Origin of the sequence: Curtobacterium sp. VKM Ac-1393, from assembly GCF_015350995.1 — a bacterium.
Lineage (GTDB): Bacteria > Actinomycetota > Actinomycetes > Actinomycetales > Microbacteriaceae > Curtobacterium.
In genome coordinates, this window is the sequence record NZ_JADKRW010000004.1 from 211,782 (window position 1) to 233,405 (window position 21,624).

The window sequence follows — 21,624 nt, forward strand, 5'->3', positions numbered from 1 at the left end:
GCCCCGTCACACGGGCGAAACACCGGGACCCTACGTTTCTCGACATCCAGTGGAGGCGCCGCGTTCGACCCGAAGCGGCACGGCCTCCGCGCAGAGAAAGGGCTCCACGGATGATCAGAACCACCCGTGCCACCACGGCATTGGCGTTGGCAGGCGCAGTAGCCGTCCTGCTCGCCGCGTGTTCCACCACCAGCAGTGGCGACTCCCCTTCGAGCTCGGCGTCGAGCGGTGCGAAGAAGGACCCCGCCGCCAGCTGCAAGGCGCCGGACACCCCCAGCACCGACGCACTGAAGATCGGCACGATCCTGCCGCTGACCGGGTCGCTCGCGTACCTCAACCCGCCGGCCGAGTCCGGTGTCGGCCTCGCCGTCAAGGACATCAACGCGGCCGGTGGCGTGCTGGACAAGGACGTCACGATCGACCCCGCCACCGACTCCGGTGACAGCAACGACATGACCGTGTCGAGCTCGGCGGCGACGAAGCTCGTGAACGCGAAGGTCCCGGTCGCGATCGGCGCCGAGTCCTCCTCGGTCACGCTCAACGTCATCGACCAGCTCACCAGCAACTGCATCGTCGAGATCTCGCCCGCGAACACCGCGAGCGACCTGTCCGGCTACTCGTCGTACTACTACCGGACCGCTCCGCCGGACTCGGTGCAGGGTTCGGCGCTCGGTCAGCTCGTGACCGGTGACGGCAACGCCAAGGTCGCGTTCCTCGTCTTCAACGACACGTACGGCACAGGCCTCCGCAACTCGGTGCAGTCCGCAGTCGAGGCCTCCGGCGGCCAGGTCGTCTACGGCGGCAAGGGCGAGGGCCAGGAGTTCCCGCCCGGACAGACCACGTTCTCGTCCGAGGTGACGGCGGCACTCGCAGCCAAGCCGGACGCGATCGTCGTCCTGGCGTTCGACGAGACGAAGTCGATCATCCCCGAGCTCGTCTCGCAGGGGAACACGGCGAAGATCTACATGTCGGACGGCAACACGGCTGACTACTCGAAGGACTTCGACAAGGGCACGCTCGACGGCGCCCAGGGCACCATCCCCGGTGCCTCGCCGAAGGACGACTTCAAGAAGCAGCTGTCCGCCTTCTACAAGGACTCGTCGGGCAAGACGCTCGCCGACTACTCGTACGCGGCGGAGTCGTACGACGCCACCGTCCTCGCCGCCCTGGCTGCGGTGAAGGGCAAGGGCACCGACTCGGGCACGATCCAGGCGAACATGGCCGCGGTCTCCGGGGCGGACGGCGGCACCGAGTGCGCCACGTTCAAGGAGTGCGTCGCGCTCCTCGACGACGGCAAGGACATCCACTACACCGGCCCGTCCGGCATCGGTCCGTTCGACGACAACAACGACCCGTCGAGTGCCTACATCGGCATCTACAAGTTCGACGGCGACAACAAGCCCGTCTACCAGAGCGCCATCCAGGGCGCAGTCAAGAAGTAGGGCTCCGGCTCCACCTCACGAAAGCGACAGTTCCCCGCGGATCATCCACGGGGAACTGTCGCTTTCGCGTACGGGGGTCGGTGGGCGATTGGGACGGGCGGACGGGAGGCCCGGGGTGCGCTCGTCAGGCGGGTTCGGCCGGCGCAGGCGCGAGCGTTCGGCGGCGGGACGCCCGCGCGGCCGCGAACGAGTCAGCCGTCAGCACCACGAGCGCCAGCCAGACGATGCCGAAGCCGAACCACCGCGCGGGCGGCATCGCCTCGTGCTGCACCACCACGCCGACGAGCAGCTGCATCACCGGTGCCAGGTACTGGGTCAGGCCGAGCGTCGACAGGCTCACCCGACGGGCAGAGGACGCGAAGAGCAGCAGCGGGACCGCCGTCGCCGGACCGGTGAGCACCGTCACGAGGACGTGCACCCAACCCTCGCTCGTGAACGTCACGCCACCGCCGAGGCCCGTCGCGCCGAGCACGATCAGCGCCACGACCGCGATCGGCAGGAGCCACACCGTCTCGATGGTCAGACCGCTCAGCGCGTCGACGGTGCCGCCGACACGCTTCTTCACCAGGCCGTACAGCCCGAACGAGCACGCCAGCACCAGCGAGATCCACGGCACCTGGCCGTAGCCGACGGCGATCACGACGACCGCCACGACGCTGATGCCGACCGCGGCCCACTGCGCCGGTCGCAGGCGCTCACGGAGCACGACGACACCGAGCGCGATCGTCACGAGCGGGTTGATGAAGTACCCGAGCGCGGCCTCGACGGTGTGGCCGGTCGTCGTCGCCAGGACGTACACGGTCCAGTTCACCAGGATGAGGACCGCGGCCAGCCCCATCACGGCCATCACCCGGCGCTGCGCCATCAGGGTCCGGGTGCGGAGCCACGACCGGGTGACGGCGATCGCGACGGCGCAGAACACCAGCCCGAAGACGATGCGCCACGCGACGATCTCGAACGCACCGGCGGGGGCCATCGCGGCGAAGAGCAGCGGCATGAGGCCCCAGAGCCCGTACGCCACGATGGCCTGCACCACGCCGACGGATGCCTCGCTGCGGACAGGTCGCGCGGGACTCGTTTCACTCACGGAACCATCCTAGGAACGGCCACCGACGGGCCGGGCGCGCCACGGGCCTCCCGGTCGCCCCGAACGCACGGAACCTGGACGAACCGAGCCCGGACGCACGAACGCCCCGCCGGCCGACAGGCCGAACGGGGCGTTCGCGTGGAGTACTGGACTCAGTTGACGACGACCGCGAGGACGTCGCGGGCCGACAGGACCAGCAGGTCCTCGCCCGAGTACTTGACCTCGGTTCCGCCGTACTTGGAGTAGATGACCTTGTCACCCACGGCCACGTCCAGCGGGACGCGGTTGCCGTTGTCGTCGATGCGACCGGGGCCCACGGCGACGACCTCGCCCTCCTGGGGCTTCTCCTTCGCGGTGTCGGGGATGACCAGACCAGATGCGGTGGTCTGCTCTGCCTCGACCTGGCGGATGACGATGCGATCCTCGAGCGGCTTGATGCTGACGGCCACGGTGACCTCTTCTTTCTCGGTACGGACTCGGTACAGATGAAAACCGGGTTGGCACTACGCAGAGGAGAGTGCCAACGCCAACTCTAGGGGGCCATTGGCACTCGGTCAATCCGAGTGCCAGCACGTCGGGAGAACACCCAGCACCTGGGAGGATCGGGGCATGGAAGCCGCCGAACTCGCCGCACTGCTGACCCCCGACGGGATGGCCCTGCTCGACCGTACCCCCGGCGTCTCGGACGGCGGCGAGATCGTCCGCGTGGTGTCACGGCTGCGCGCCGAGGGACACGATCCCCGACTGGTCGCCGCCGTGCTGACCCAGGCGAAGCTCCGGCTCAAGGCGCGTGGCAAGTTCGGCGACTTCGCGGGACGCATGCTCTTCACCGAGGCCGGGCTCGAGCAGGCCACGCGCCTGCAGGTCGCCGCGCAGCACGCCGGGCGCTTCGCCGGTGCCGGGTTGACCCGCGTCGCCGACCTCGGGTGCGGCATCGGCGGCGACGCGATGGCGATGGCCGCGCTCGACCTCGACGTCACCGCGGTCGACCGCGACGAGGTGACCGCGGCGGTCGCGACTCACAACCTGGCGCTGTGGCCGAACGCGCGGGTCGAACTCGGTGACGCAGCGACCTTCGACCTCGGCTCGGTGGACGGCGTGTGGATGGACCCGGCCCGCCGGACGAGCGGCCACTCCGACACCCGCCGCCTGGCCGACCCGGACGACTGGTCGCCCTCACTCGACACCGTGTTCGCGGCCGCCACGCACACCCCGACCGGCGTGAAGCTCGGCCCTGGGATCGACCGCGACCTGATCCCCGACACCGCCGAGGCGCAGTGGACGTCCGTCGACCGCGAGGTCGTCGAACTCGCACTGTGGTTCGGACCCCTCGCCCGACCGGGGGTCCGCCGAGCGGCGACGGTGATCGGTGCGCACGGACTCGCCGAGATGACCGGCCCCGCGGACGCCGAGGACGCCGAGGTCGGGCCGCTCGGCGCCTACCTGTACGAGCCGGACGGCGCCGTGATCCGCGCTCGGCTCATCGGGGACCTGGCACGCGAGCTCGACGGCCACATGCTGTCCGACGGCATCGCCTACGTGACGTCCGACCGCGCCGCGACCACACCCTTCGCCCAGGGCTTCCGGGTGCTGGACACCATGCCGCTCGACGTCAAGCGACTGGCAGCACGGCTCGCCGCGGACGGCATCGGCACCGTCGAGATCAAGAAGCGCGGTGTGGACGTCGATCCCGCACAGTTCCGCAAGCGGCTTCGTCTGCGCGGGACCGGTCGTGTCACGCTGGTGCTCACCCGGCTCGAGGGCCGGCACACCGCGATCCTGTGCGAACGGCTCAGCTGAGGAACGCGCCGGTCCCCGAGTCGTAGCCGTAGTCGGAGTAGCCGGTGTGCCCGGCCACCGCGATGATGAAGACGAACACGACCCAGATCAGCCAGATGCCGGCCATCACCCAGCCGGCGATGATGCCGGTCAGGGCGAGCCCGCGACCGGCCTCACCGTTCTGCTTGATCTTGCCGAGTGCGACGTGGCCGAGGATCGCGCCGGCCGGGCCGAGCAGGATCGCGATGAACCACATCGGGATCGCGGCGAGGCCGAACACGATCGAAAGGATCGCCAGGGTGTTCGTCTTCGGGCGCTGCGCGTAGGGCTGGTACCCGGTCGGACCGTAGGCACCGGCGGGCGCGTAGGGCTGCTGCTGCTGCGGCTGCTGGCCGTACGGGTTCTGGCCCGGCTGCTGCTGGCCGTACGGGTTCTGCTGGCCGTACTGGTTCTGCGGCTGCTGCTGCTGCTGCGGAGCGGCGTACGGGTTCTGCTGGCCGTACGGCGGCTGCTGCGGCTGCCCGTAGGGGTTCGGCTGCTGCGGCGCCGCGTACGGGTTCTCCGGCGCCGGTGTCGCCTCGGGCTGTCCGCCCGTGGTGCCGCCCGTCGTCCCACCCGGCGTCGTCTCGCCCGGCTTCGGCCACTCGTTCTGATCGGACACCGTCCACCCCTCTCGGCGCCCGGTCTCTCCGACGCCCTCTGAATCCTCCCACAGCCGCCCGACCGCCGACCGGGTCGGGGCCAGGCCGGTCCGGGGCACGGACGGTTCGGGCCCGGATGATTCGGGCCCCGACGGTTCAGACCTGGACGGTCGTGACCGGCAGCGTCGAGTCGGCCGCGATCCCCAGGTCACTCGGCGCGTGCCCCTCGGCGACCAGGCGCGCGCCGACGGCCGCGATCATGGCGCCGTTGTCCGTGCACAGGTCGAACGGCGGGATCCGCAGCTGCACCCCGGCGGCGGCGCAGCGTTCCTCGGCGACCTGCCGCAGCCGGGCGTTCGCGACCACGCCACCACCGAGCAGCAGCCGGTCGACGCCGGTGTCGCGGCACGCGTTCAGGGCCTTGGTCAGCAGGACGTCGACGACGGCCTCGCGGAAGCTCGCGGCGACGTCGGCCACGGGCACCTCGCGTCCCTCGTCTCGGCAGCGCTCGACCCAGCGTGCGACGGCGGTCTTCAACCCCGAGAACGAGAAGTCGTACCGGTGCGCGGCCAGGTCCTTCGGCAGCGTCAGGCCGCGGGGGAACCGGATCGCCTTCGGGTCGCCCTCGGCTGCGGCGCGGTCGATCTGGGGCCCGCCGGGGTACGGCAGCCCGAGCAGTCGTGCGACCTTGTCGAAGGCCTCGCCCGCGGCGTCGTCGATCGTCTCGCCGAGCAGTTCGACGTCGCCGACCAGGTCCTTCACGAGCAGCAGCGAGGTGTGCCCACCGGACACCAGCAGCGCGACCGTCGGCAGTTCGATGTCGCTGCCGTCGGAGCGCAGGACGTCGGCGCCGACGTGCCCGACCAGGTGGTTCACGCCGTACAGGGGCTTGCCGGTGGCCACGGCGAGCGCCTTCGCGGCTCCCACCCCGACCATGAGCGCCCCCGCCAGACCGGGCCCGGCGGTGACCGCGACGGCGTCGAGTTCGTCGAGGGTGACCCCGGCCCGTTCGAGCGCCTCGTGCAGCGTCGGGGTCATCGCCTCGAGGTGCGCTCGTGCTGCGACCTCGGGCACGACACCGCCGTACCGGGCGTGCTCGTCCATGCTCGACGCGATGACGTTCGCGAGCAGGGTGCGGCCCCGCACGATCCCGACGCCCGTCTCGTCGCAGCTCGTCTCGATGCCGAGCACCAGTGGTTCAGCCACGCTCATCGAGCGCCTCCTGTCCGATCGGGCCGACGGCCGACGTCGGCTGCACCGGATCGGCCGCGTCCGGCAGCTCCGCCCGCATCACCCACGCGTCGACGCCGTCCGGCTGGTAGTACCGCGGCCGGGTCGCGATGCGCTCGAACCCGAACGCCGCGTACATCGCCTGCGCGACGGGGTTGTCGGCACGGACCTCGAGGAACACCTCGTGCACGCCGCGACGACGGGCCTCGTCGAGGAGCTCGGAGAACAGCACACGTCCCAGTCCCTTGCCGCGCTGGTCGGCGGCGACGGCGATGGTCTGCACGTCGGCGACCGGGTTGCCCGCCAGCGAGGACAGCCCGGCGTACCCGACGACGAGTGGCACCGTGGTGTCGTCGACGGTCTCGATGACGATGTAGTACCCGTGCGGCGAGTACAGCTCACCGGACATCTGCGAGGCCGACCAGGCGTCCGTCGGGAACGAGACGTGCTCGAGCCACATGATGTCGTCGAGGTCCTGCGGGTGCGCCCGCCGCAGGCGGAGACCGTCCGGCAGGGTCACTGCTTCACCCGTTTCGGCGCACCCGGCACCGTGACGTCGGGTTCCCGCAGGTACAGGGGGGTGTCCTGGTCGAACCCCGCGCCGGACGCGAGCCGGCCTGCGGCGAGTGATCCGAGCCTCCAGGCAGGGATGGACAGGGCCGTCACGCGGTCCCAGCCCACGGCTTCGGGCCGGGAGGCACGGATCGCGTCGTCGAGATCGGCCGGCCTGGCGAGACCCGGACCTGCAACGCGCGTGCCGGTCTGGTCGTACGCGCTCCAGTAGACCTCGCGCCGGCGGGCGTCCGTCAGGACGACGAACGGTCCGACTCGTCGGCTGTCGCGCTCGTCGGCCGCGACCGCGTCATGGCTGACCAGCGGCAGTACGGGGACGCCGACCGCGGCGGCGAAGGTGCGCGCGGCGGCGATGCCGACGCGCAGGCCGGTGAACGGGCCGGGGCCCATGCCGGCGACGACGCCCGTGACGTCGGCGCCGGTGATGCCGGCCTCGGCGAGCACCTCGGCCAGGAACGGGCCGATCACCTCGGCGTGCCGGCGGCTGTCCTCGGTGTCGCGGGTCGCGAGGGGCGTGCCGGTGGCCGGGTCGACGACGGCCACGGAGGTTCCGGCGGAGGTGTCGATGGCGAGGAGCACCCGTCCATCGTAGGCGGGGCGGGGCGAGGGGTCAGTCCTCGTCGAGGCTGCCAGCGACCGCGTTCCAGATCTCGTCGGCACGCCAGCGCTCGCGACCGCCTCTGCCCGCTCGCCCGAGTGACCGTACCCAACCGTATTCCTCAGCCCGACGGAGCAACGCGGATGCCGTCGGCTGTGACACGCCGAGCGCTCTCCGGACCGACGCAACCGTGAGGACGGGGTTCTTGAAGATGACGTCGACGAGTCCGGGGAGGGCGGATCGCTCAGTACGGGCGGCGAGCCGGTACCGCTCACGGATCTCGACCAGCTTCCGGATCCGTTCCGCGCTGTCGTTGGCGCGAACCGTGACGGCCTCGGCGAAGAACTGGACCCATTCGTTCACCTCGCCCCGCTCTCGAACGGCCTGCAGACGCTCGTAGTACTCCGTGCGGTGCCGCTCGAAGTAGCCGGAGATGTGGAGGATGGGCGCCGGCAGGATTCCGTCTGCGATCAGCGAGAACCCGATCAGGAGGCGCCCGATCCGGCCGTTGCCGTCGAGGAACGGGTGGATGGTCTCGAACTGGTAGTGCATCAGGGCGCACTTCACCGTGACCGACATCGACTCCAGTGGTGCGTTGACGAAACGCTCCCAGTCGTCGAGGTTCTCCGGAAGGTGGTCCTGGTGCGGCGGGATGAACCGTGCAGTCTCCGGTCGGGCGTTCGGAGATCCGATCCACACTGGTGAGCGACGAAGCTCACCGGGCGACTTCTCGTCTCCACGGACCTCCCGCATCAGGGTCTCGTGGAGCGAACAGATGAAACGTTGGGTGATGGGGAGATCTGCGAGGAGCGCCACTCCCTCGCGGGCGGCCCGGAGGTAGTTGTCCACCTCGCGGAGATCCTCGTCGAGGATCTCGTCGTCGTTCTCGACGCTGAGCACATCGCTCAGTGACGCCTGGGTTCCCTCGATGCGCGAGCTCGCCAGCGCCTCCTGCGCCATGGACGGGCCGAGCAGGAGTTCTGGTTCCTGGACGAGCTGCCCGAGCCCCGCGAGCCGACCGATCGCGATGTCCGCGCGGGACACTGCGGCGTTCGTCACCGGCTCGAGGACGAGCTCCCGCGGCAACGGCGCGGGGAGGAAGTAGGCATGTGGCCACTCCGACAACGGACGGGTGGTCAGCGAGCCGAAGCGTTCTGATCGGAAGTCTTCTCGGCGCATCCTGTCATCATAAGCAAAGTGCCCGTTGGGTTATAAGTTCCAGCGGAACTTCCAAAGACTCACACGACGGGCACCGCAGTGGCACATCGCTGCGGTCGTTCCCCGCACGTCACTCTGCGAGTGCACGCGACCAGCCGACCTCGGCGGCGAGCTGCCCGGTCTCTCGGAACAGGCGCACCTGGTGCGTGTCGGCGAGCGCCGCTGCGAGTGCGTCGCGCTCAGCCGGTGCGAAACCGAGCGTCTGCCAGAACGGGCCCGACCGGCGAGAGAACAGCCAGGCGCGCCGCGCGCCGGCCGCGATCGCCTGATCGATCGCGAACCGCGCCAGCCGTGTGCCAGCTCCGGAACCACGATCGTGCGGTGCCACGGCCACACTCCGGATGAGGACGTGCTCGCCGTTGCCGCTCGCCTCGTACCCGGTGCTGCCGATCACGCGGCCCTCGTGGTCACGGTCGATCCAGAGCCGCACGGTCGGAGCGTCCAGTCCGGCCAGGGTCAGATCGGCTTCGACGAGGAACGCGCGGAGCGGTTCGACGTCGTCAGGGCTGACGGGCCGCAGGGTCAGAGCGAAACGCCCGCCCACCGCGGGCCGGTCGCGGTGACCACGACACGGCGGGGCTCGTCGGGCACGTCGTCCGGGTCTGTGTCCTCGGCAGCGTCGGACCCGGCATCGGCCCCCGTCGCGCGGACGATCTCGACGTCGAGCACGCTGTCGCTGATGCCGTCGACCATGCCGCGCCCCCACTCGACGACGACGATCGCCGCGTCCCAGTCGAGGTCGAGGTCGTCGAGTTCCACGGGGTCGGACAGCCGGTAGGCGTCGACGTGCACCAGGTCCGGGCCCGCGGTCGTGGGGTGCGTCCGGGCGAGGACGAAGGTCGGGCTCGACACCTGGCCACGCGCGCCGAGGGCAGCACCGAGGCCGCGTGTCAGCGTCGTCTTGCCGGCGCCGAGCGGCCCGGTGAGCACGACGAGGTCACCGGCGCGCAGGACCGCGGCCAACCGTGCCCCGAGCTCCCCCATCGACTCGGTGCCGTCGACGGCGAGGTCGAGCAGGACGCGCGCCGAGCCGGTCACGACCGGTCGCCCCGCAGGTACTCCCCGACGCGTCCTTCGATGTCGTGACCCTCGTAGAACCGTGGCACGCGGGGGCCGATGCGGCAGACGATCTCCTCGCCGATGGTGCCGAGCGACCGACCCCAGTCGAGCACGGTCATCTCGTCGTGCTCGCCGGTGCCGAACAACGTCACGGTGTCGCCGGTCTGCACGTCGTCGTCGCCGACGTCCACCAGGAACTGGTCCATGGCGACACGGCCCGCGATCGGGTAGCGCCTCCCGCCGATCGCGACCTCGATGTGGCCCTGTGCCAGACGGGGGACACCGTCCGCGTACCCGACCGGCACGAGCGCCAGGGTGGTCTCCGAGGCGGTGCGGTACGTGTAGTCGTACGAGACACCGGTGTCGACGGGGACGCGCTTCGTCTTCGCGACCGAGGCGGTCAGGGTCATCACGGGCTCGAGGCCGAGGTCGGCCGCCGAGACACCGTCGGCGCCGGGGATGCCGAACAGGTTCGCACCCATCCGGACCATGTCCTTGCGGAACTCCTTGCGCTCCAGACCCGCGAGCGAGGCGGCGACGTGCTCCATCGGGACGTCGAGCCCGAGGTCGTCGGCCTGCTCCACGGCGACATCGAACAGCGCCACGGCGTCGGCGTCGTCCTGGTCCGAGGACTCCGCCAGGTGCGTGTACGCCGCGACGACCTCGATCCGGCCGGCGCGCTGGGCGTCGATCGCGAGCGACACGAGCGCGGGCCAGTCGGACGGCGTCGCACCGTCGCGGTGCAGCCCCGAGTCGAACCCGAGGTGCACGCGGGCCGGACGCTGGTCGACTGCGTCGATGATGCGCTGCAGCTCGGCGGTGTTCGAGACACCGAGGTCCACCGCGGAGTCGATGGCGTCGCGGAAGTCGAGTGCGGGATCGTGCTGCCAGGTGAACAGGTGGACGTCCTCGCCGACACCGATCGACCGCAGGCGCAGGGCCGCGGGGACCGTCAGGACGCCGATCCACCGGATGCCGGCGTCCACTGCGGCGAGCGCGATCGGCTCGAGACCGTGGCCGTAGGCGTCGGCCTTCATGATCGCCATCACCGCGACGGGGTCCATCCACTCGCGGACCAGGTCGAGGTTCGCGCGGTAGGCGTCCAGGTCGATCCGTGCCTGGCGCAGGGGTGCGGAGCTCACGTCGTCCTCCGGTGCACGCTGTGGCCGACCCGGGCGACCACCTCGTAGTTGATGGTGCCGATCGCGGCGGCCCAGTCCTCGACCGCGGGGTCGCCGTTCGCCGGGTCGCCCCAGAGCACGGCCTCGTCACCGACGCTCACGTCGGCGTCGCCGATGTCGACGTGCATCGCGTTCATCGCGACGCGGCCGACCACGGGGAACGTGCGGTCGCCGATGCGGACCGAGACCCGGTTGCCGAAGTCGCGGTCGAAGCCGTCGGCGTACCCGAGACCGATGACGGCGAGGCGGGTGTCCGTCGAGGCCCGCCACGTGTAGCCGTAGGACACGCCCTCGCCGGCGCGGACGACGACGGTCCGCAGCACCGCGGCTGTGACGCGCATGGCGGGGCGGAGTCCGAGGTCGGCCGAGGTGCGGTCGGCGAACGGGCTCAGGCCGTACAGGGCCAGACCGACGCGGGACAGGTCGCGGCGCGTCTCGGGAACGGCGATGCTCGCGGCACTCGCGGCGAGGTGCACGATCTCGGGCGCGATGCCGTTGGCAGCGAGTCCGTCGAGCGCCCGCTGCAGTGCGGCGTCCTGGTCGAGGTCGTCGGTGCGCGACGCGTTCGACAGGTGCGACATCAGGCCCTCGACGCGCGTGCGGTTGCCGCCCCGGGCCAGTGACCCGGCGGTCGCGAAGAGCTCGGCCCACTCGGACTCGACCGCGCCGTTGCGGCTCAGGCCGGTGTCGACGCAGAGGTGCACGGCGCGGACCTCGGAGTCGGCGGCGGCGGACAGCTGCTCGACGCTCGACACCGCCGGGGTGATGTCGTACTGCGCTGCGCGACGGAAGTCCTCGTCGGGGGCGTGCAGCCACGCGAGGATCCGGACGCCCTCGTCGATGCCGCCCTGCCGGAGCGCGACGGCTTCGTCGATGTCCGCGACGCCGAGCCAGTCGGCACCGGCGTCGACGAACGCGCGTGCGGCGTCGAGGGCACCGTGGCCGTAGGCGTTCGCCTTGACCACCGCGATGACGCCGGACGGAGCCACCTGCTCGGCGATCGTCGCGTAGTTCTCGATCAGCGCCTCACGATCGACCGTGATGCCGGTGAACGCACTCACTTCGTTGTTCCCTCCAGGACCACGAACGCGGTCGCGATCCCTCCATCATGCGAGAGCGACAGGTGCACGCTCGTCACGCCACGCGCATCGGCCACCTGCCGCGCCTGCTGGTGCAGTGTCAGCGACGGGTTGCGCTGGTCGTCCGACACGACCTCGAGGTCCTGCCAGCTGAGGCCGGCGCTCGACCCGAACGCCTTGATCAGCGCCTCTTTCGCGGCGAACCGCGCCGCGAGCGAGGCGACCGGACGGGGTTCGCCGTCACGGACCTGCTCGGACGGTGTGAACAACCGCGTCCGCATGGCCGGCGTGCGCGACAGCACCCGCTCGAACCGTTCCAGGTCCACCACGTCGACCCCGATGCCGATGATCATCGTGCGACTACTCGACGGTGACCGACTTCGCGAGGTTGCGCGGCTGGTCCACGTCGAGACCCTTCGCCGCAGCGAGCTCCATGCCGAACATGTGCAGCGGTGCGACGGCGAGGAGCGGCTCGAACAGCGGGGTCGCGAGCGGGATGCGCAGGACCTCGTCCGCGAAGGGCAGCACGGCGGCGTCGCCTTCTTCGGCGATGGCGATCACCCGGGCACCGCGGGCGCGGATCTCCTGGATGTTCGAGACGACCTTCGGGTGCAGCGACCGCGGGTCACGCGGGGACGGCACGATCACGAAGACGATCTGGCCGGGCTCGATGAGCGCGATCGGGCCGTGCTTGAGCTCACCGGCGGCGAAGCCCTCGGCGTGGATGTACGCGAGCTCCTTGAGCTTGAGCGCACCCTCGAGCGCGATCGGGTACCCGACGTGGCGGCCGAGGAACAACACGCTGCGGGTGTCCGCCATCCAGCGGGCCAGGTCCTTGATGCCGGCGGCGTCGTCGATGGTCTGCTGCAGCTTCGGGGCCAGGCCCTCGAGCTCGGCGACCTGCTCGGCGATCTGCTCCGCCGTCATGGTGCCGCGCAGGGTGGCCAGGTGCAGTCCCAGCAGGTACAGCGCGACGCCCTGGGCGATGAAGGCCTTCGTCGACGCGACGGCGACCTCGGGTCCGGCGTGCGTGTAGATCACGGCGTCGGACTCGCGCGGGATCGTCGCACCCTGGGTGTTGCAGATGGACAGCACCTGCGCGCCCTGCTCGCGGGCGTACTTGACGGCCATCAGCGTGTCCATGGTCTCGCCGGACTGGCTGATCGAGACGACGAGGGTGCGGTCGTTCAGCACCGGGTCGCGGTAGCGGAACTCGTGGGCGAGTTCGACCTCGACCGGGATGCGTGCCCACTGCTCGATGGCGTACTTGCCGAGGATGCCGGCGTAGGCAGCGGTGCCGCAGGCGATCACGATGACGCGGTCGACGGTCGCGAGCCGCTCGGCGATCGGGTCGAGGTCGGTCAGGGTGACGGCGCCGTCGTGCACGCGGCCGAGGATCGTCTTCGCGACGGCCTCGGGTTCCTCGCTGATCTCCTTCGCCATGAACGAGGACCACCCGCCCTTGTCGGCGGCGGAGGCGTCCCAGTTCACCTCGAACTCGCTCGGCTCAGCGGGGGTGCCGTCGAAGTGGATGACGTCGACCCGGTCGGGGCGGATCGTCGCGATCTCGTCCTGCCCGATCGCGAGCGCGCGCTGCGTGTAGGCGACGAACGCGGCGACGTCCGAGCCCATGAAGTTCTCGCCGTCGCCGAGCCCGACCACGAGCGGGGAGTTGCGACGGGCACCGACGACGACGCCGGGCTGGTCGGCGTGCACGACGAGGAGCGTGAACGCCCCGTCGAGCCGCTGCACGGCCTGCTGCATGGCGGCGGTCAGGTCACCGGTCTCGCGGAACGCCCGGCCGACCAGGTGCGCGGCGACCTCGGAGTCGGTCTCGCTGCGGAACTCGATGCCCTCGGCCTGCAGCTCGGCGCGCAGCTCGGAGAAGTTCTCGATGATGCCGTTGTGGATGAGGGCGAGCTTGTCGCCGTCGGCCAGGTGCGGGTGCGCGTTGCCGTCGGTCGGGCCGCCGTGGGTCGCCCAGCGGGTGTGCCCGATGCCGGTGGTGCCGTCCGGGATGGGCGACGACTCGAGCTCGTCGACCAGGGCCTGGAGCTTGCCGGCCTTCTTGGCGGAGACGAGGTCTCCGGCAGGGTCGACCACGGCGATGCCTGCCGAGTCGTAGCCGCGGTACTCGAGGCGACGGAGGCCACCGAGGAGGACGTCCTGGCTGCTGTTGCTGCCGACGTAGCCGACGATTCCACACATGGAAGCGATCCTACGGTCTGCCTGAGCGCGGACCCTGCGAAGCGGCAGGGCTGGGGATAACGTTTCGACCATGGGACGCTTCGACGACATCGCCATCACCACGCTGCACGGCGAGGACACCACCTTCGGCTCGTTCGCGGACAAGGCGGTGCTGGTCGTGAACGTCGCGTCGCGGTGCGGTCTCGCACCGCAGTACGAGCAGCTCGAGGCCCTCCAGAAGGAGTACGGCCCGCGCGGCTTCACGGTGCTCGGGTTCCCGAGCAACCAGTTCCTGCAGGAGCTCGGCTCCTCCGAGGCCATCGACGAGTACTGCTCCACCACCTGGGGCGTCACGTTCCCGATGTCCGAGAAGGTCAAGGTCAACGGCAAGAGCGCCCACCCGCTCTACCAGGCGCTCAAGGAGACCCCCGACGCCGACGGCAAGGCCGGTCGGGTCAGCTGGAACTTCGAGAAGTTCCTGGTCGCGCCCGACGGCACGGTGTCACGTTTCCGTCCGACCACGAAGCCGGACGCCCCCGAGGTGATCGCGGCCATCGAGGCCGCCCTGCCCGCCTGAGCGGGTTCGTCGCGCGCCAGCGCGGGCGCGCGCAGCGCGAGTGACGGACAGGAGGCCCGCCCGTCGTCCGCAGCGCGCGTCACGCACCACGGGCCTCCAGTCCGAATACGCTCGTCCCCATGCCGATCCCGGAGACCGCCGTCGCGCACCCGACCCCGTTCGTGGAGATCCCGCGACACGAGTGGTCGCAGCTCGCACCGAAGGAGCACCTGTCGCTCACCGAGACCGAGATCGTGCAGCTGCGCGGACTCGGTGACCGGTTGGACATGCAGGAGGTGCAGGAGGTCTACCTCCCGCTGTCGCGGCTGCTGACGCTGTACGCCGCCGGTGCTCGGAACCTGCACGCCGAGACGAGCCGGTTCCTCGGTGACCGGGCCGGGCGCACGCCGTTCGTCATCGGCGTCGCGGGCTCCGTCGCGGTCGGCAAGTCGACGGTCGCCCGTCTGCTCCGCGAGCTGACGGAGCGCTGGCCGGACACCCCTCGGGTCGAACTGGTCACCACCGACGGCTTCCTGTACCCGAACGCCGAGCTCGAGCGTCGCGGGATCATGGACCGCAAGGGCTTCCCGGAGTCGTACGACCGTCGTTCCCTGCTGCGCTTCGTCAGCCAGGTGAAGAGCGGGGCCGCCGAGGTCCGCGCGCCGTACTACTCGCACCTGGTCTACGACATCGTGCCGGACGCCGAGATCGTCGTGCGGCAGCCGGACGTGCTCATCGTCGAGGGGCTGAACGTGCTCGCTCCGCCGGTGCACGGGCGGCTCGCGCTGTCCGACCTGTTCGACTTCACGATCTACGTCGACGCGAAGACCAAGGACATCGAATCCTGGTACGTCGACCGCTTCCTCGCGCTGCAGGAAGAGGCGTTCTCGAGCCCGGACTCGTTCTTCCACCGGTTCGCGTCGCTCTCACGCGAGGACGCGGTCGAGACGGCGACCCAGGTGTGGCGGGCGATCAACGAGCCGAACCTGCTCGAGAACGTGCTGCCGACCCGGTCCCGCGCGACCCTGGTGCTCAAGAAGGGCGCGAACCACAAGGTGAACTCGGTCCTGCTCCGCAAGATCTGAGCCGGGCCGGAGCCTGCGCGGCTGGTTCGGATTCGCCCCGCACAACCAAAGTGCGTTCGAACCGCGCATCTGCATGGTTCGAACGCACTTTGGTTGTGCCACGTGCGATCGGCGACCCCTACGCGGCGTCGAGCGCCAAGCGCTCCTGCACGACCGCGGCGAGCTCCTCGGCGATGCGCTGGGCGTCGTCCTGCGAGGCGGCCTCGACCATGACGCGCACGACGGGCTCGGTGCCCGACGGACGGAGCAGCACACGACCGGTGTCACCGAGCGCAGCCGATGCCGCGGCGACGGCATCCTGCACACCCTGGTCGGCCAGCCCGTGGCGATCGACCCCACGGACGTTGAGCAGCACCTGCGGGAACACCGTCATGCACGATGCGAGCTCCTGCAGCGACTTGCCCGTGCGTGCCATCTCGGCGACCAGGTGCAACCCCGTCAGGATGCCGTCACCCGTGGTGGCGTACTCGTTGAAGATGATGTGGCCGGACTGCTCGCCGCCGATGGAGTAGTCACCCTCGGTCATCTTCTCGAGCACGTAGCGGTCACCCACACCGGCCTCGATCACGGTGATGCCCGCGTCGGCCATGGCGCGCTTCAGCCCGAGGTTCGACATGACCGTCGCGACGAGGGTGTCGTCCTTCAGGCGGCCACGTTCCTGCAGCGACAGCGCCAGGATCGCCATGATCTGGTCGCCGTCGATGGCGTTGCCCGCGGCGTCCACCGCCAGGCAGCGGTCGGCGTCGCCGTCGTGCGCGATGCCGACGTCGGCCCCGGCGGCCAGGACGGCGCGGGACAGGTTGTCGATGTGGGTCGAGCCGACCCCGTCGTTGATGTTCCAGCCGTCCGGGTCGGCGCCGATCAGGGTCACCCTGGCGCCGGCGTTCACGAACACCTCGGGCGAGACGCCTGCGGCAGCACCGTTGGCGCAGTCGAGGACGACGTGGATGCCGTCGAGTCGGTGCGGCAGCGTGCCGAGCAGGTGGACGACGTAGCGGTCCTCGGCGTCGGCGAACCGCGAGATCCGCCCGACGTCGATGCCGGTGGGGGTCGGCGCGGAGTGGTCGTGCATGGCCGCTTCGATGCGGTCCTCGACCTCGTCCGGCAGTTTGCGACCACCCGTGGCGAAGAACTTGATCCCGTTGTCCGGGGCAGGGTTGTGCGACGCGGAGATCATCACGCCGAAGTCGGCGTCGATGTCCGCGACGAGGAACGCAGCTGCAGGGGTGGGGATGACCCCGGCGTCGAGCACGTCGACGCCGGCGGAGGCGAGCCCGGCGGCGACAGCTGCGCCGAGGAACTCGCCGGAGACGCGCGGATCGCGCGCCAGGACCGCGCGCGGGCGCGGTCGGCCGGACGCCCGGCGGGCGTCGGCGTGGTGTCCGTGTGTGAGGACGGCCGCGCTCGCCTGGGCAAGACCCAGTGCGAGCGCGGCCGTCAGCTCGCCGTTGGCGAGACCACGAACCCCGTCGGTACCGAACAGACGCGGCATTGCGATCTTCAGCCGGTGACGACTAGCGCTTCGAGAACTGCGAAGCCTTGCGGGCCTTCTTGAGACCGGCCTTCTTGCGCTCGATGACGCGGGCGTCACGGGTGAGGAAGCCGGCCTTCTTGAGGGTCGCGCGGTTGTTCTCGCGGTCGATCTCGTTCAGGGTGCGGGCGATGGCGAGGCGGAGCGCGCCGGCCTGGCCCGAGGGGCCGCCACCGGTGATGCGTGCGACGACGTCGTACGAGCCGAGGAGCTCGAGGACCTTGAACGGGTCGTTGATGAGCTGCTGGTGCAGCTTGTTCGGGAAGTAGTCCTCGAGCGAGCGACCGTTCACGACGAACGTGCCGGAGCCCGGAACGAGGCGAACGCGCGCGATGGCCTCCTTGCGGCGCCCGACGGCACCGCCGGAGACGTTGAGGATCTGACGGGGAGCGGCCTCGGCAGCGGCGGGTGCGCTCTCCGTGGTGAAGCTCTCCGGGGTCTGGTCGAGGGAATCAGCGATCTGAGCCATGAGTTTCTCTATGTCCTTGAAGTCGTCGTGGCCGGAACTACTGTGCGACCTGGTCGAAGATGTACGCCTTGGGCTGCTGCGCGGAGTGCGGGTGCTCCGCGCCGGCGTAGACCTTCAGCTTCTTGAGCTGCTCGCGACCGAGGGTGTTCTTCGGCAGCATGCCGCGGATCGCCTTCTCGACGGCGCGGGTGGGGTGCTTCTCGAGCATCTCCGGGTAGGAGGTCGCCGTGAGGCCGCCCGGGTAGCCCGAGTGGCGGTAGTAGACCTTCTTCGCGAGCTTCGAACCGGTCAGGGCGACCTTGTCGGCGTTCACGATGATGACGTAGTCACCCATGTCCATGTGCTGGGCGAAGGTGGCCTTGTGCTTGCCGCGCAGGAGCGCCGCGGCGTGGGTGGCGAGACGGCCGAGGACGACGTCGGTCGCGTCGATGACGATCCAGTCGTGCTGGACGTCTGCCGGCTTCGGTGAGAACGTGCGAGTCACAGGAGTGCTGCTTTCGTGTCGAGGTGAGGAGTCCGTGAATCCCACTCCGGTCGGGGTTCCCCGCGGCAGAAGCCGGCGGAACGCCCGTGTGGAGGGCTCATCTGACTGTCCGGCGCACGTGGCGCACAGACCAAGGTGAGAGCCTAGCGGACTCGGGTCGCGTCGGTCAAACGCGGGCGCCTCCGGACGGGAGGCCCGTGGCGGCCTGGCCACGGGCCTCCCGTCCGCCCCGGGGTCGCGCCCACCCCACGGGGTGAGCAGAAGACGTCGGGTCCCGCAGTGCGAACCCGACGTCTTCTGCTCACTCGGCGCCCCGTGGGGCCTGGGGACTACTCCGCAGCCGCAGCCGTGCGGCGGCGGCGGACGATCAGCACGCCGGCACCCGCCGCGAGCAGCAGGAACGCGACCAGTGCTCCGGCGCCGAGCCCGGAAGCACCCGTGAACGCGAGCTGGCCGTCAGCGGTGATCGTGATCGGGGTCCAGCCGATGAGACTGCCGTCCGTGGCCGTCACCGCGAGCCGGTGCTCCCCGACGACCGTGTCCGCCGGGATCGTCACCCGCACCGTGCCGTCGGCCGCGACGACCGCGGTCCCGATCAGCGACGGGGTCGAGAACAGCCACACGTCCACCGTGTCACCGGCGGACTCCGTGCCGACCGTCACCGTGATCGTCTCTCCCGCGCGGGCCGTCGCCGGAGCGGACACCCCGCCGCGGTTCGCTTCGGTCAGCAGCGACGAAGGCGGCGCCACCGGGCCAGCCGGCGGGGTGATCCCGTCGACCGGCGGCACGGGCGTCGGGGTCGGCACCGGCGTCGGGGTCGGGGTCGGCACTGGCGTCGGGGTCGGCACCGGCGTCGGGTCGGTGCCCGGGTCCGTCCCGGGGTCCGTGCCCGCGGCGTCCAGGTCGAAGCCGACCAGGATCGGGTCGTGGTCGCTCGCCCGGAACACGTCGTCGCTGTACAGGTCCGACGCGTTGTAGTTGTAGCGGCTGTACTCCAGACCCACCGACTCGACCGAGTTGATGTTCCAGATGTCCACGCCCGTGACCGTCTTCGCAGCGGCCGGCGACGCGAACACGTGGTCGAGCGACCCGCTCAGCCCGGAGAACACGTACGAGAACTCGGTGGCGTCGAGCGCCGGGCCGAGGTCGGTGTACCCGGCGTCGTCGAGGACGACCACCGGGTCCTCCTTGCTGTAGGCGTTGAAGTCGCCGAGCATGAACACCTTGTCGGTGCCGTACTGCTCCTGCATGTCGGTGGAGAACGTCACGAGGGCCTTCGCCTGCCGCACCCGGTCGGCGTTCGAGGCGCCCTGGCCGTCACCCTGGTCGGCGTTCTCACCGGTGCCGGACCCCTTCGACTTGAAGTGGTTCGCGATCACCAGGAAGTCGTCGTCCGCGGTGCCACCGACCGGACGGAACGCGTCCGCGACGGGCTGACGGGCGTTGGTGAAGGCGGCGTCGAGCAGGATCGTCGAGTCGCCGACGGGTTCGACCCGGTCCTTCTTGTAGATGAGCGCGAGGCGGATGACGTCCTCGCTCGCCGGCACGGTCGCGGGCGACTTCGCGTAGGCCCAGGTGTCCTCGCCGGTGGCTGCGTTGAGCGCCTCGACGAGCGTGGCGACCGCGGCGTCGCGGTCCTGGCCGAAGCGGGCCGAGTTCTCGATCTCCTCGAGCGAGACGACGTCGGCGCCGAGGCCGTTGATCGCCTTGACGATCTTGACCTGCTGGCGCAGGAAGTCCTCCTGCTCAGCAGCACCGCGGGCGTCACAGCCGGAGTTCACCGTCACGGGGTCGCCCTCGCGGTCGGTGTAGTACGAGCAGCCGGTGAGCTGGTCGCCCGTGGTCGGGAAGTAGTTCAGCACGTTGAACCCGGCGAGCTTCAGGTCGCCACCGACGTCCTGCGGCTTCGCCTGCCGCACGTTCGAGAACGACGCGGGCAGGTCGGCCGCCGGGGTCGCACCGGTGATCGGGGCGGTCGGCTGGAACTTCCACCCGCTGTTGCGGTAGTCGAGGACGACCGGCTCCTCGAACGTGGCGGTCGCACCGACGGTGACCGGGCCCTGGGTGAGCCACGACACCGGGATGCCCTGGTTCGCCTTCGTCAGGAAGTTGGTGCTGGCGCCGTCGTCCAACGTGACCTTCCGCGCGGCGTTCGACGCCGCGACGGCCAGCGCCTCGGGGGAACCCGGACGCCCGACCTCGGTCGGCTGGACGAGGCGGCCGGCGCCGCTGGCGAGCACGACCTCGCCGTACTGGTTCGTCGTGTAGTTGTCGGCCACCGTGTACGAGCCCTGCGGCGCGATGAGCATGCTCTCGAGCGACTCGCGCTGCGCGTCCGACGACGGGAACGCGACCGCGGCGGGCTGCGGGGCGACGACGGTGTCGGTGAGCTTCTCGAACGACGCCGTGTTCGACACGGTGAGCTCGGTCAGGCCGAAGTACTCGGAGACGCCGCCGGTGACCCGCACGTGGTCGCCCTCGGCCACCATGCCGGCGGTCGCAGACGAGAAGACGAACACGGCGTCGGACGCGGTGTGGGTGCCGAAGTCGATCGTGCCGCCGGTCCCCGGGGTCTGGATCGTGTAGCCGTTGAAGCCGCCAGTGGCGTAGACCGCCGTGACGACGCCGTCGGTGGTGACGGTCTTGCCGGCGTACGGCGAGGTGTCCGTGGTGCCCTGCAGCTGCGCGATGGTCACGGCCTCGGCGGGCGCTCCGGGCTCCGTCGGTTCCGTCGGGTCGGTGGGGTCGGTGGGCTGCGTCGGTGCGGCCGTCTCACCAGCGGCGTTCCGCGGGGTCAGGGTCGTCGTCACCGAGAAGTCCGTGCCGTTGTCGTCAGTGTCGGTGGTGCCCTGGCGGACCAGTCCGTTCGGCACGGCGTTCGCACCCTCGACGGTGCGCACCGTGCCCTCGTACGTGTTCGAGGCGCCGTAGCCGAGCAGGTCGACGACGCCCGTGGTGCCGGTCGTCACCGGACCCGCGGCGAGCGCCAGCGGTGCGACGGCGTCCGACAGCACGAGCGTGCCCGTGGTGCCCGAGGGGTTCAGCGACGCGGTGTCGTCCGCCGTCGGCAGGTCCGCACCGGCCGCGGTGGCTCCGCCGTTGCCCGCCATCGACACCAGGAAGGTGCCCTTCGCCGGGACGGTCCCCTCCAGCGCGCTCGTCGAGAAGGGACCGGCGCTCGTCGCGGCACGGTACTGCAGCGACCAGCCGTCGAGCGACACCGCGGCGTCGGTCGGGTTGCCGATCTCGATGAACTTCTGGTTGTAGAACGCGCCGTTGCTGCCCGCCTTCAGGTAGGCCTCCTCGATGACGAGGCCGGTCCCCTCGGGGTTCGCGGTGGCTGCGGTGACGGTGACGAGCGGGGCCGCGAGGAGCGTCGCAGCAGCCGTGGCGCACAGCAGAGTGCGCCCGAGGGAGTTGGCCAT

The 21,624-nt window shown here is 70.6% G+C and carries 21 protein-coding genes; 4 read left to right on the forward strand and 17 right to left on the reverse strand.

Features of this window, described 5'->3' with window-relative positions:
* The first annotated feature begins 110 nt into the window (after positions 1-110).
* Complete coding sequence (locus tag ITJ59_RS10470) at positions 111-1,442, forward strand: ABC transporter substrate-binding protein (RefSeq protein ID WP_194651059.1); 1,332 nt, start codon at positions 111-113, stop codon at positions 1,440-1,442.
* A 124-nt stretch (positions 1,443-1,566) separates the two neighbouring features.
* Here the strand turns inward: ITJ59_RS10470 and rarD are convergent, their stop codons facing one another.
* A complete protein-coding gene (gene rarD / locus ITJ59_RS10475) occupies positions 1,567-2,529 on the reverse strand; it encodes an EamA family transporter RarD (protein WP_194651060.1) in 963 nt (320 codons plus the stop codon).
* 152 nt (positions 2,530-2,681) lie between these two features.
* On the reverse strand, positions 2,682-2,978 hold the full coding sequence (groES, locus tag ITJ59_RS10480; RefSeq protein WP_110893972.1) for a co-chaperone GroES: 297 nt from the start codon (positions 2,976-2,978) through the stop codon (positions 2,682-2,684).
* A 160-nt stretch (positions 2,979-3,138) separates the two neighbouring features.
* Between groES and ITJ59_RS10485 the strand changes: the two genes are divergently transcribed.
* Entirely contained in the window at positions 3,139-4,329 is a 1,191-nt protein-coding gene (locus ITJ59_RS10485) for a THUMP-like domain-containing protein (protein ID WP_194651061.1), read from the forward strand.
* On the opposite strand, the gene ITJ59_RS19620 is transcribed toward ITJ59_RS10485, so the two are convergent.
* The 11 genes from ITJ59_RS19620 to glmS form a co-directional block, all read right to left on the reverse strand.
* Positions 4,322-4,969: a DUF4190 domain-containing protein gene (locus ITJ59_RS19620; protein ID WP_194651062.1), complete on the reverse strand. Its 648-nt coding sequence runs from the start codon at positions 4,967-4,969 to the stop codon at positions 4,322-4,324. The two genes, ITJ59_RS10485 and ITJ59_RS19620, sit on opposite strands and share 8 nt — an antisense overlap.
* Before the next feature lie 136 nt (positions 4,970-5,105).
* A complete protein-coding gene (gene tsaD, locus ITJ59_RS10495) occupies positions 5,106-6,161 on the reverse strand; it encodes a tRNA (adenosine(37)-N6)-threonylcarbamoyltransferase complex transferase subunit TsaD (protein WP_194651063.1) in 1,056 nt (351 codons plus the stop codon).
* Positions 6,148-6,699, reverse strand: a complete 552-nt coding sequence (gene rimI, locus ITJ59_RS10500) for a ribosomal protein S18-alanine N-acetyltransferase (protein WP_194651064.1) — start codon at positions 6,697-6,699, stop codon at positions 6,148-6,150. The genes tsaD and rimI overlap by 14 nt, the downstream gene beginning before the upstream one ends.
* The gene (gene tsaB, locus ITJ59_RS10505; protein WP_194651065.1) at positions 6,696-7,331 is read right to left on the reverse strand and encodes a tRNA (adenosine(37)-N6)-threonylcarbamoyltransferase complex dimerization subunit type 1 TsaB; all 636 of its coding nucleotides are present in this window, start codon (positions 7,329-7,331) and stop codon (positions 6,696-6,698) included. Before tsaB ends, rimI begins: the two co-directional genes overlap by 4 nt.
* A gap of 31 nt (positions 7,332-7,362) precedes the next feature.
* Entirely contained in the window at positions 7,363-8,529 is a 1,167-nt protein-coding gene (locus tag ITJ59_RS10510; RefSeq protein ID WP_194651066.1) for a Fic family protein, read from the reverse strand.
* 109 nt (positions 8,530-8,638) lie between these two features.
* Entirely contained in the window at positions 8,639-9,112 is a 474-nt protein-coding gene (locus tag ITJ59_RS10515; protein WP_323749473.1) for a GNAT family N-acetyltransferase, read from the reverse strand.
* A complete protein-coding gene (gene tsaE, locus ITJ59_RS10520) occupies positions 9,091-9,606 on the reverse strand; it encodes a tRNA (adenosine(37)-N6)-threonylcarbamoyltransferase complex ATPase subunit type 1 TsaE (RefSeq protein ID WP_323749474.1) in 516 nt (171 codons plus the stop codon). The genes ITJ59_RS10515 and tsaE overlap by 22 nt, the downstream gene beginning before the upstream one ends.
* The gene (alr, locus tag ITJ59_RS10525; protein WP_194651067.1) at positions 9,603-10,769 is read right to left on the reverse strand and encodes an alanine racemase; all 1,167 of its coding nucleotides are present in this window, start codon (positions 10,767-10,769) and stop codon (positions 9,603-9,605) included. Before alr (ITJ59_RS10525) ends, tsaE begins: the two co-directional genes overlap by 4 nt.
* A complete protein-coding gene (gene alr, locus ITJ59_RS10530; protein WP_194651068.1) occupies positions 10,766-11,869 on the reverse strand; it encodes an alanine racemase in 1,104 nt (367 codons plus the stop codon). The genes alr (ITJ59_RS10525) and alr (ITJ59_RS10530) overlap by 4 nt, the downstream gene beginning before the upstream one ends.
* Positions 11,866-12,240 (reverse strand): holo-ACP synthase, encoded by a 375-nt coding sequence (locus tag ITJ59_RS10535; protein ID WP_194651069.1) that lies wholly within the window; start codon positions 12,238-12,240, stop codon positions 11,866-11,868. Before ITJ59_RS10535 ends, alr (ITJ59_RS10530) begins: the two co-directional genes overlap by 4 nt.
* Positions 12,241-12,247: 7 nt before the next feature.
* The gene (gene glmS, locus ITJ59_RS10540; RefSeq protein ID WP_194651070.1) at positions 12,248-14,095 is read right to left on the reverse strand and encodes a glutamine--fructose-6-phosphate transaminase (isomerizing); all 1,848 of its coding nucleotides are present in this window, start codon (positions 14,093-14,095) and stop codon (positions 12,248-12,250) included.
* 70 nt (positions 14,096-14,165) lie between these two features.
* Here glmS and ITJ59_RS10545 point away from each other — a divergent pair, with 70 nt between their 5' ends.
* Both ITJ59_RS10545 and coaA read left to right on the forward strand, forming a co-directional pair.
* Positions 14,166-14,651, forward strand: a complete 486-nt coding sequence (locus ITJ59_RS10545) for a glutathione peroxidase (protein WP_194651071.1) — start codon at positions 14,166-14,168, stop codon at positions 14,649-14,651.
* Between the two features lie 119 nt (positions 14,652-14,770).
* Positions 14,771-15,715 carry a type I pantothenate kinase gene (gene coaA, locus ITJ59_RS10550; protein ID WP_194651072.1) on the forward strand — a complete coding sequence of 315 codons (945 nt, stop codon included), beginning with the start codon at positions 14,771-14,773 and terminating at the stop codon, positions 15,713-15,715.
* A 118-nt stretch (positions 15,716-15,833) separates the two neighbouring features.
* On the opposite strand, the gene glmM is transcribed toward coaA, so the two are convergent.
* From glmM to ITJ59_RS10570, 4 genes are all read right to left on the reverse strand, one after another.
* Positions 15,834-17,207 (reverse strand): phosphoglucosamine mutase, encoded by a 1,374-nt coding sequence (gene glmM / locus ITJ59_RS10555; protein WP_194651073.1) that lies wholly within the window; start codon positions 17,205-17,207, stop codon positions 15,834-15,836.
* Positions 17,208-17,229: 22 nt separating this feature from the next.
* The gene (gene rpsI / locus ITJ59_RS10560; RefSeq protein ID WP_111083442.1) at positions 17,230-17,715 is read right to left on the reverse strand and encodes a 30S ribosomal protein S9; all 486 of its coding nucleotides are present in this window, start codon (positions 17,713-17,715) and stop codon (positions 17,230-17,232) included.
* Positions 17,716-17,752: 37 nt separating this feature from the next.
* Positions 17,753-18,199, reverse strand: coding sequence for a 50S ribosomal protein L13 (rplM, locus tag ITJ59_RS10565; RefSeq protein WP_071259898.1), 447 nt, complete (start codon positions 18,197-18,199; stop codon positions 17,753-17,755).
* Positions 18,200-18,528: 329 nt separating this feature from the next.
* Entirely contained in the window at positions 18,529-21,624 is a 3,096-nt protein-coding gene (locus ITJ59_RS10570; RefSeq protein WP_194651074.1) for an ExeM/NucH family extracellular endonuclease, read from the reverse strand.

Coding starts and splice junctions, on each gene's coding strand:
- glmM (WP_194651073.1), bottom strand. CDS start 17,207: ATGCCGCGTCTGTTCGGTACCGACGGGGTTCGTGGTCTCGCCAACGGC.
- ITJ59_RS10535 (WP_194651069.1), bottom strand. CDS start 12,240: ATGATCATCGGCATCGGGGTCGACGTGGTGGACCTGGAACGGTTCGAG.
- ITJ59_RS10485 (WP_194651061.1), top strand. CDS start 3,139: ATGGAAGCCGCCGAACTCGCCGCACTGCTGACCCCCGACGGGATGGCC.
- glmS (WP_194651070.1), bottom strand. CDS start 14,095: ATGTGTGGAATCGTCGGCTACGTCGGCAGCAACAGCAGCCAGGACGTC.
- rpsI (WP_111083442.1), bottom strand. CDS start 17,715: ATGGCTCAGATCGCTGATTCCCTCGACCAGACCCCGGAGAGCTTCACC.
- tsaD (WP_194651063.1), bottom strand. CDS start 6,161: ATGAGCGTGGCTGAACCACTGGTGCTCGGCATCGAGACGAGCTGCGAC.
- ITJ59_RS10570 (WP_194651074.1), bottom strand. CDS start 21,624: ATGGCCAACTCCCTCGGGCGCACTCTGCTGTGCGCCACGGCTGCTGCG.
- ITJ59_RS10510 (WP_194651066.1), bottom strand. CDS start 8,529: ATGCGCCGAGAAGACTTCCGATCAGAACGCTTCGGCTCGCTGACCACC.
- ITJ59_RS10470 (WP_194651059.1), top strand. CDS start 111: ATGATCAGAACCACCCGTGCCACCACGGCATTGGCGTTGGCAGGCGCA.
- coaA (WP_194651072.1), top strand. CDS start 14,771: ATGCCGATCCCGGAGACCGCCGTCGCGCACCCGACCCCGTTCGTGGAG.
- ITJ59_RS10545 (WP_194651071.1), top strand. CDS start 14,166: ATGGGACGCTTCGACGACATCGCCATCACCACGCTGCACGGCGAGGAC.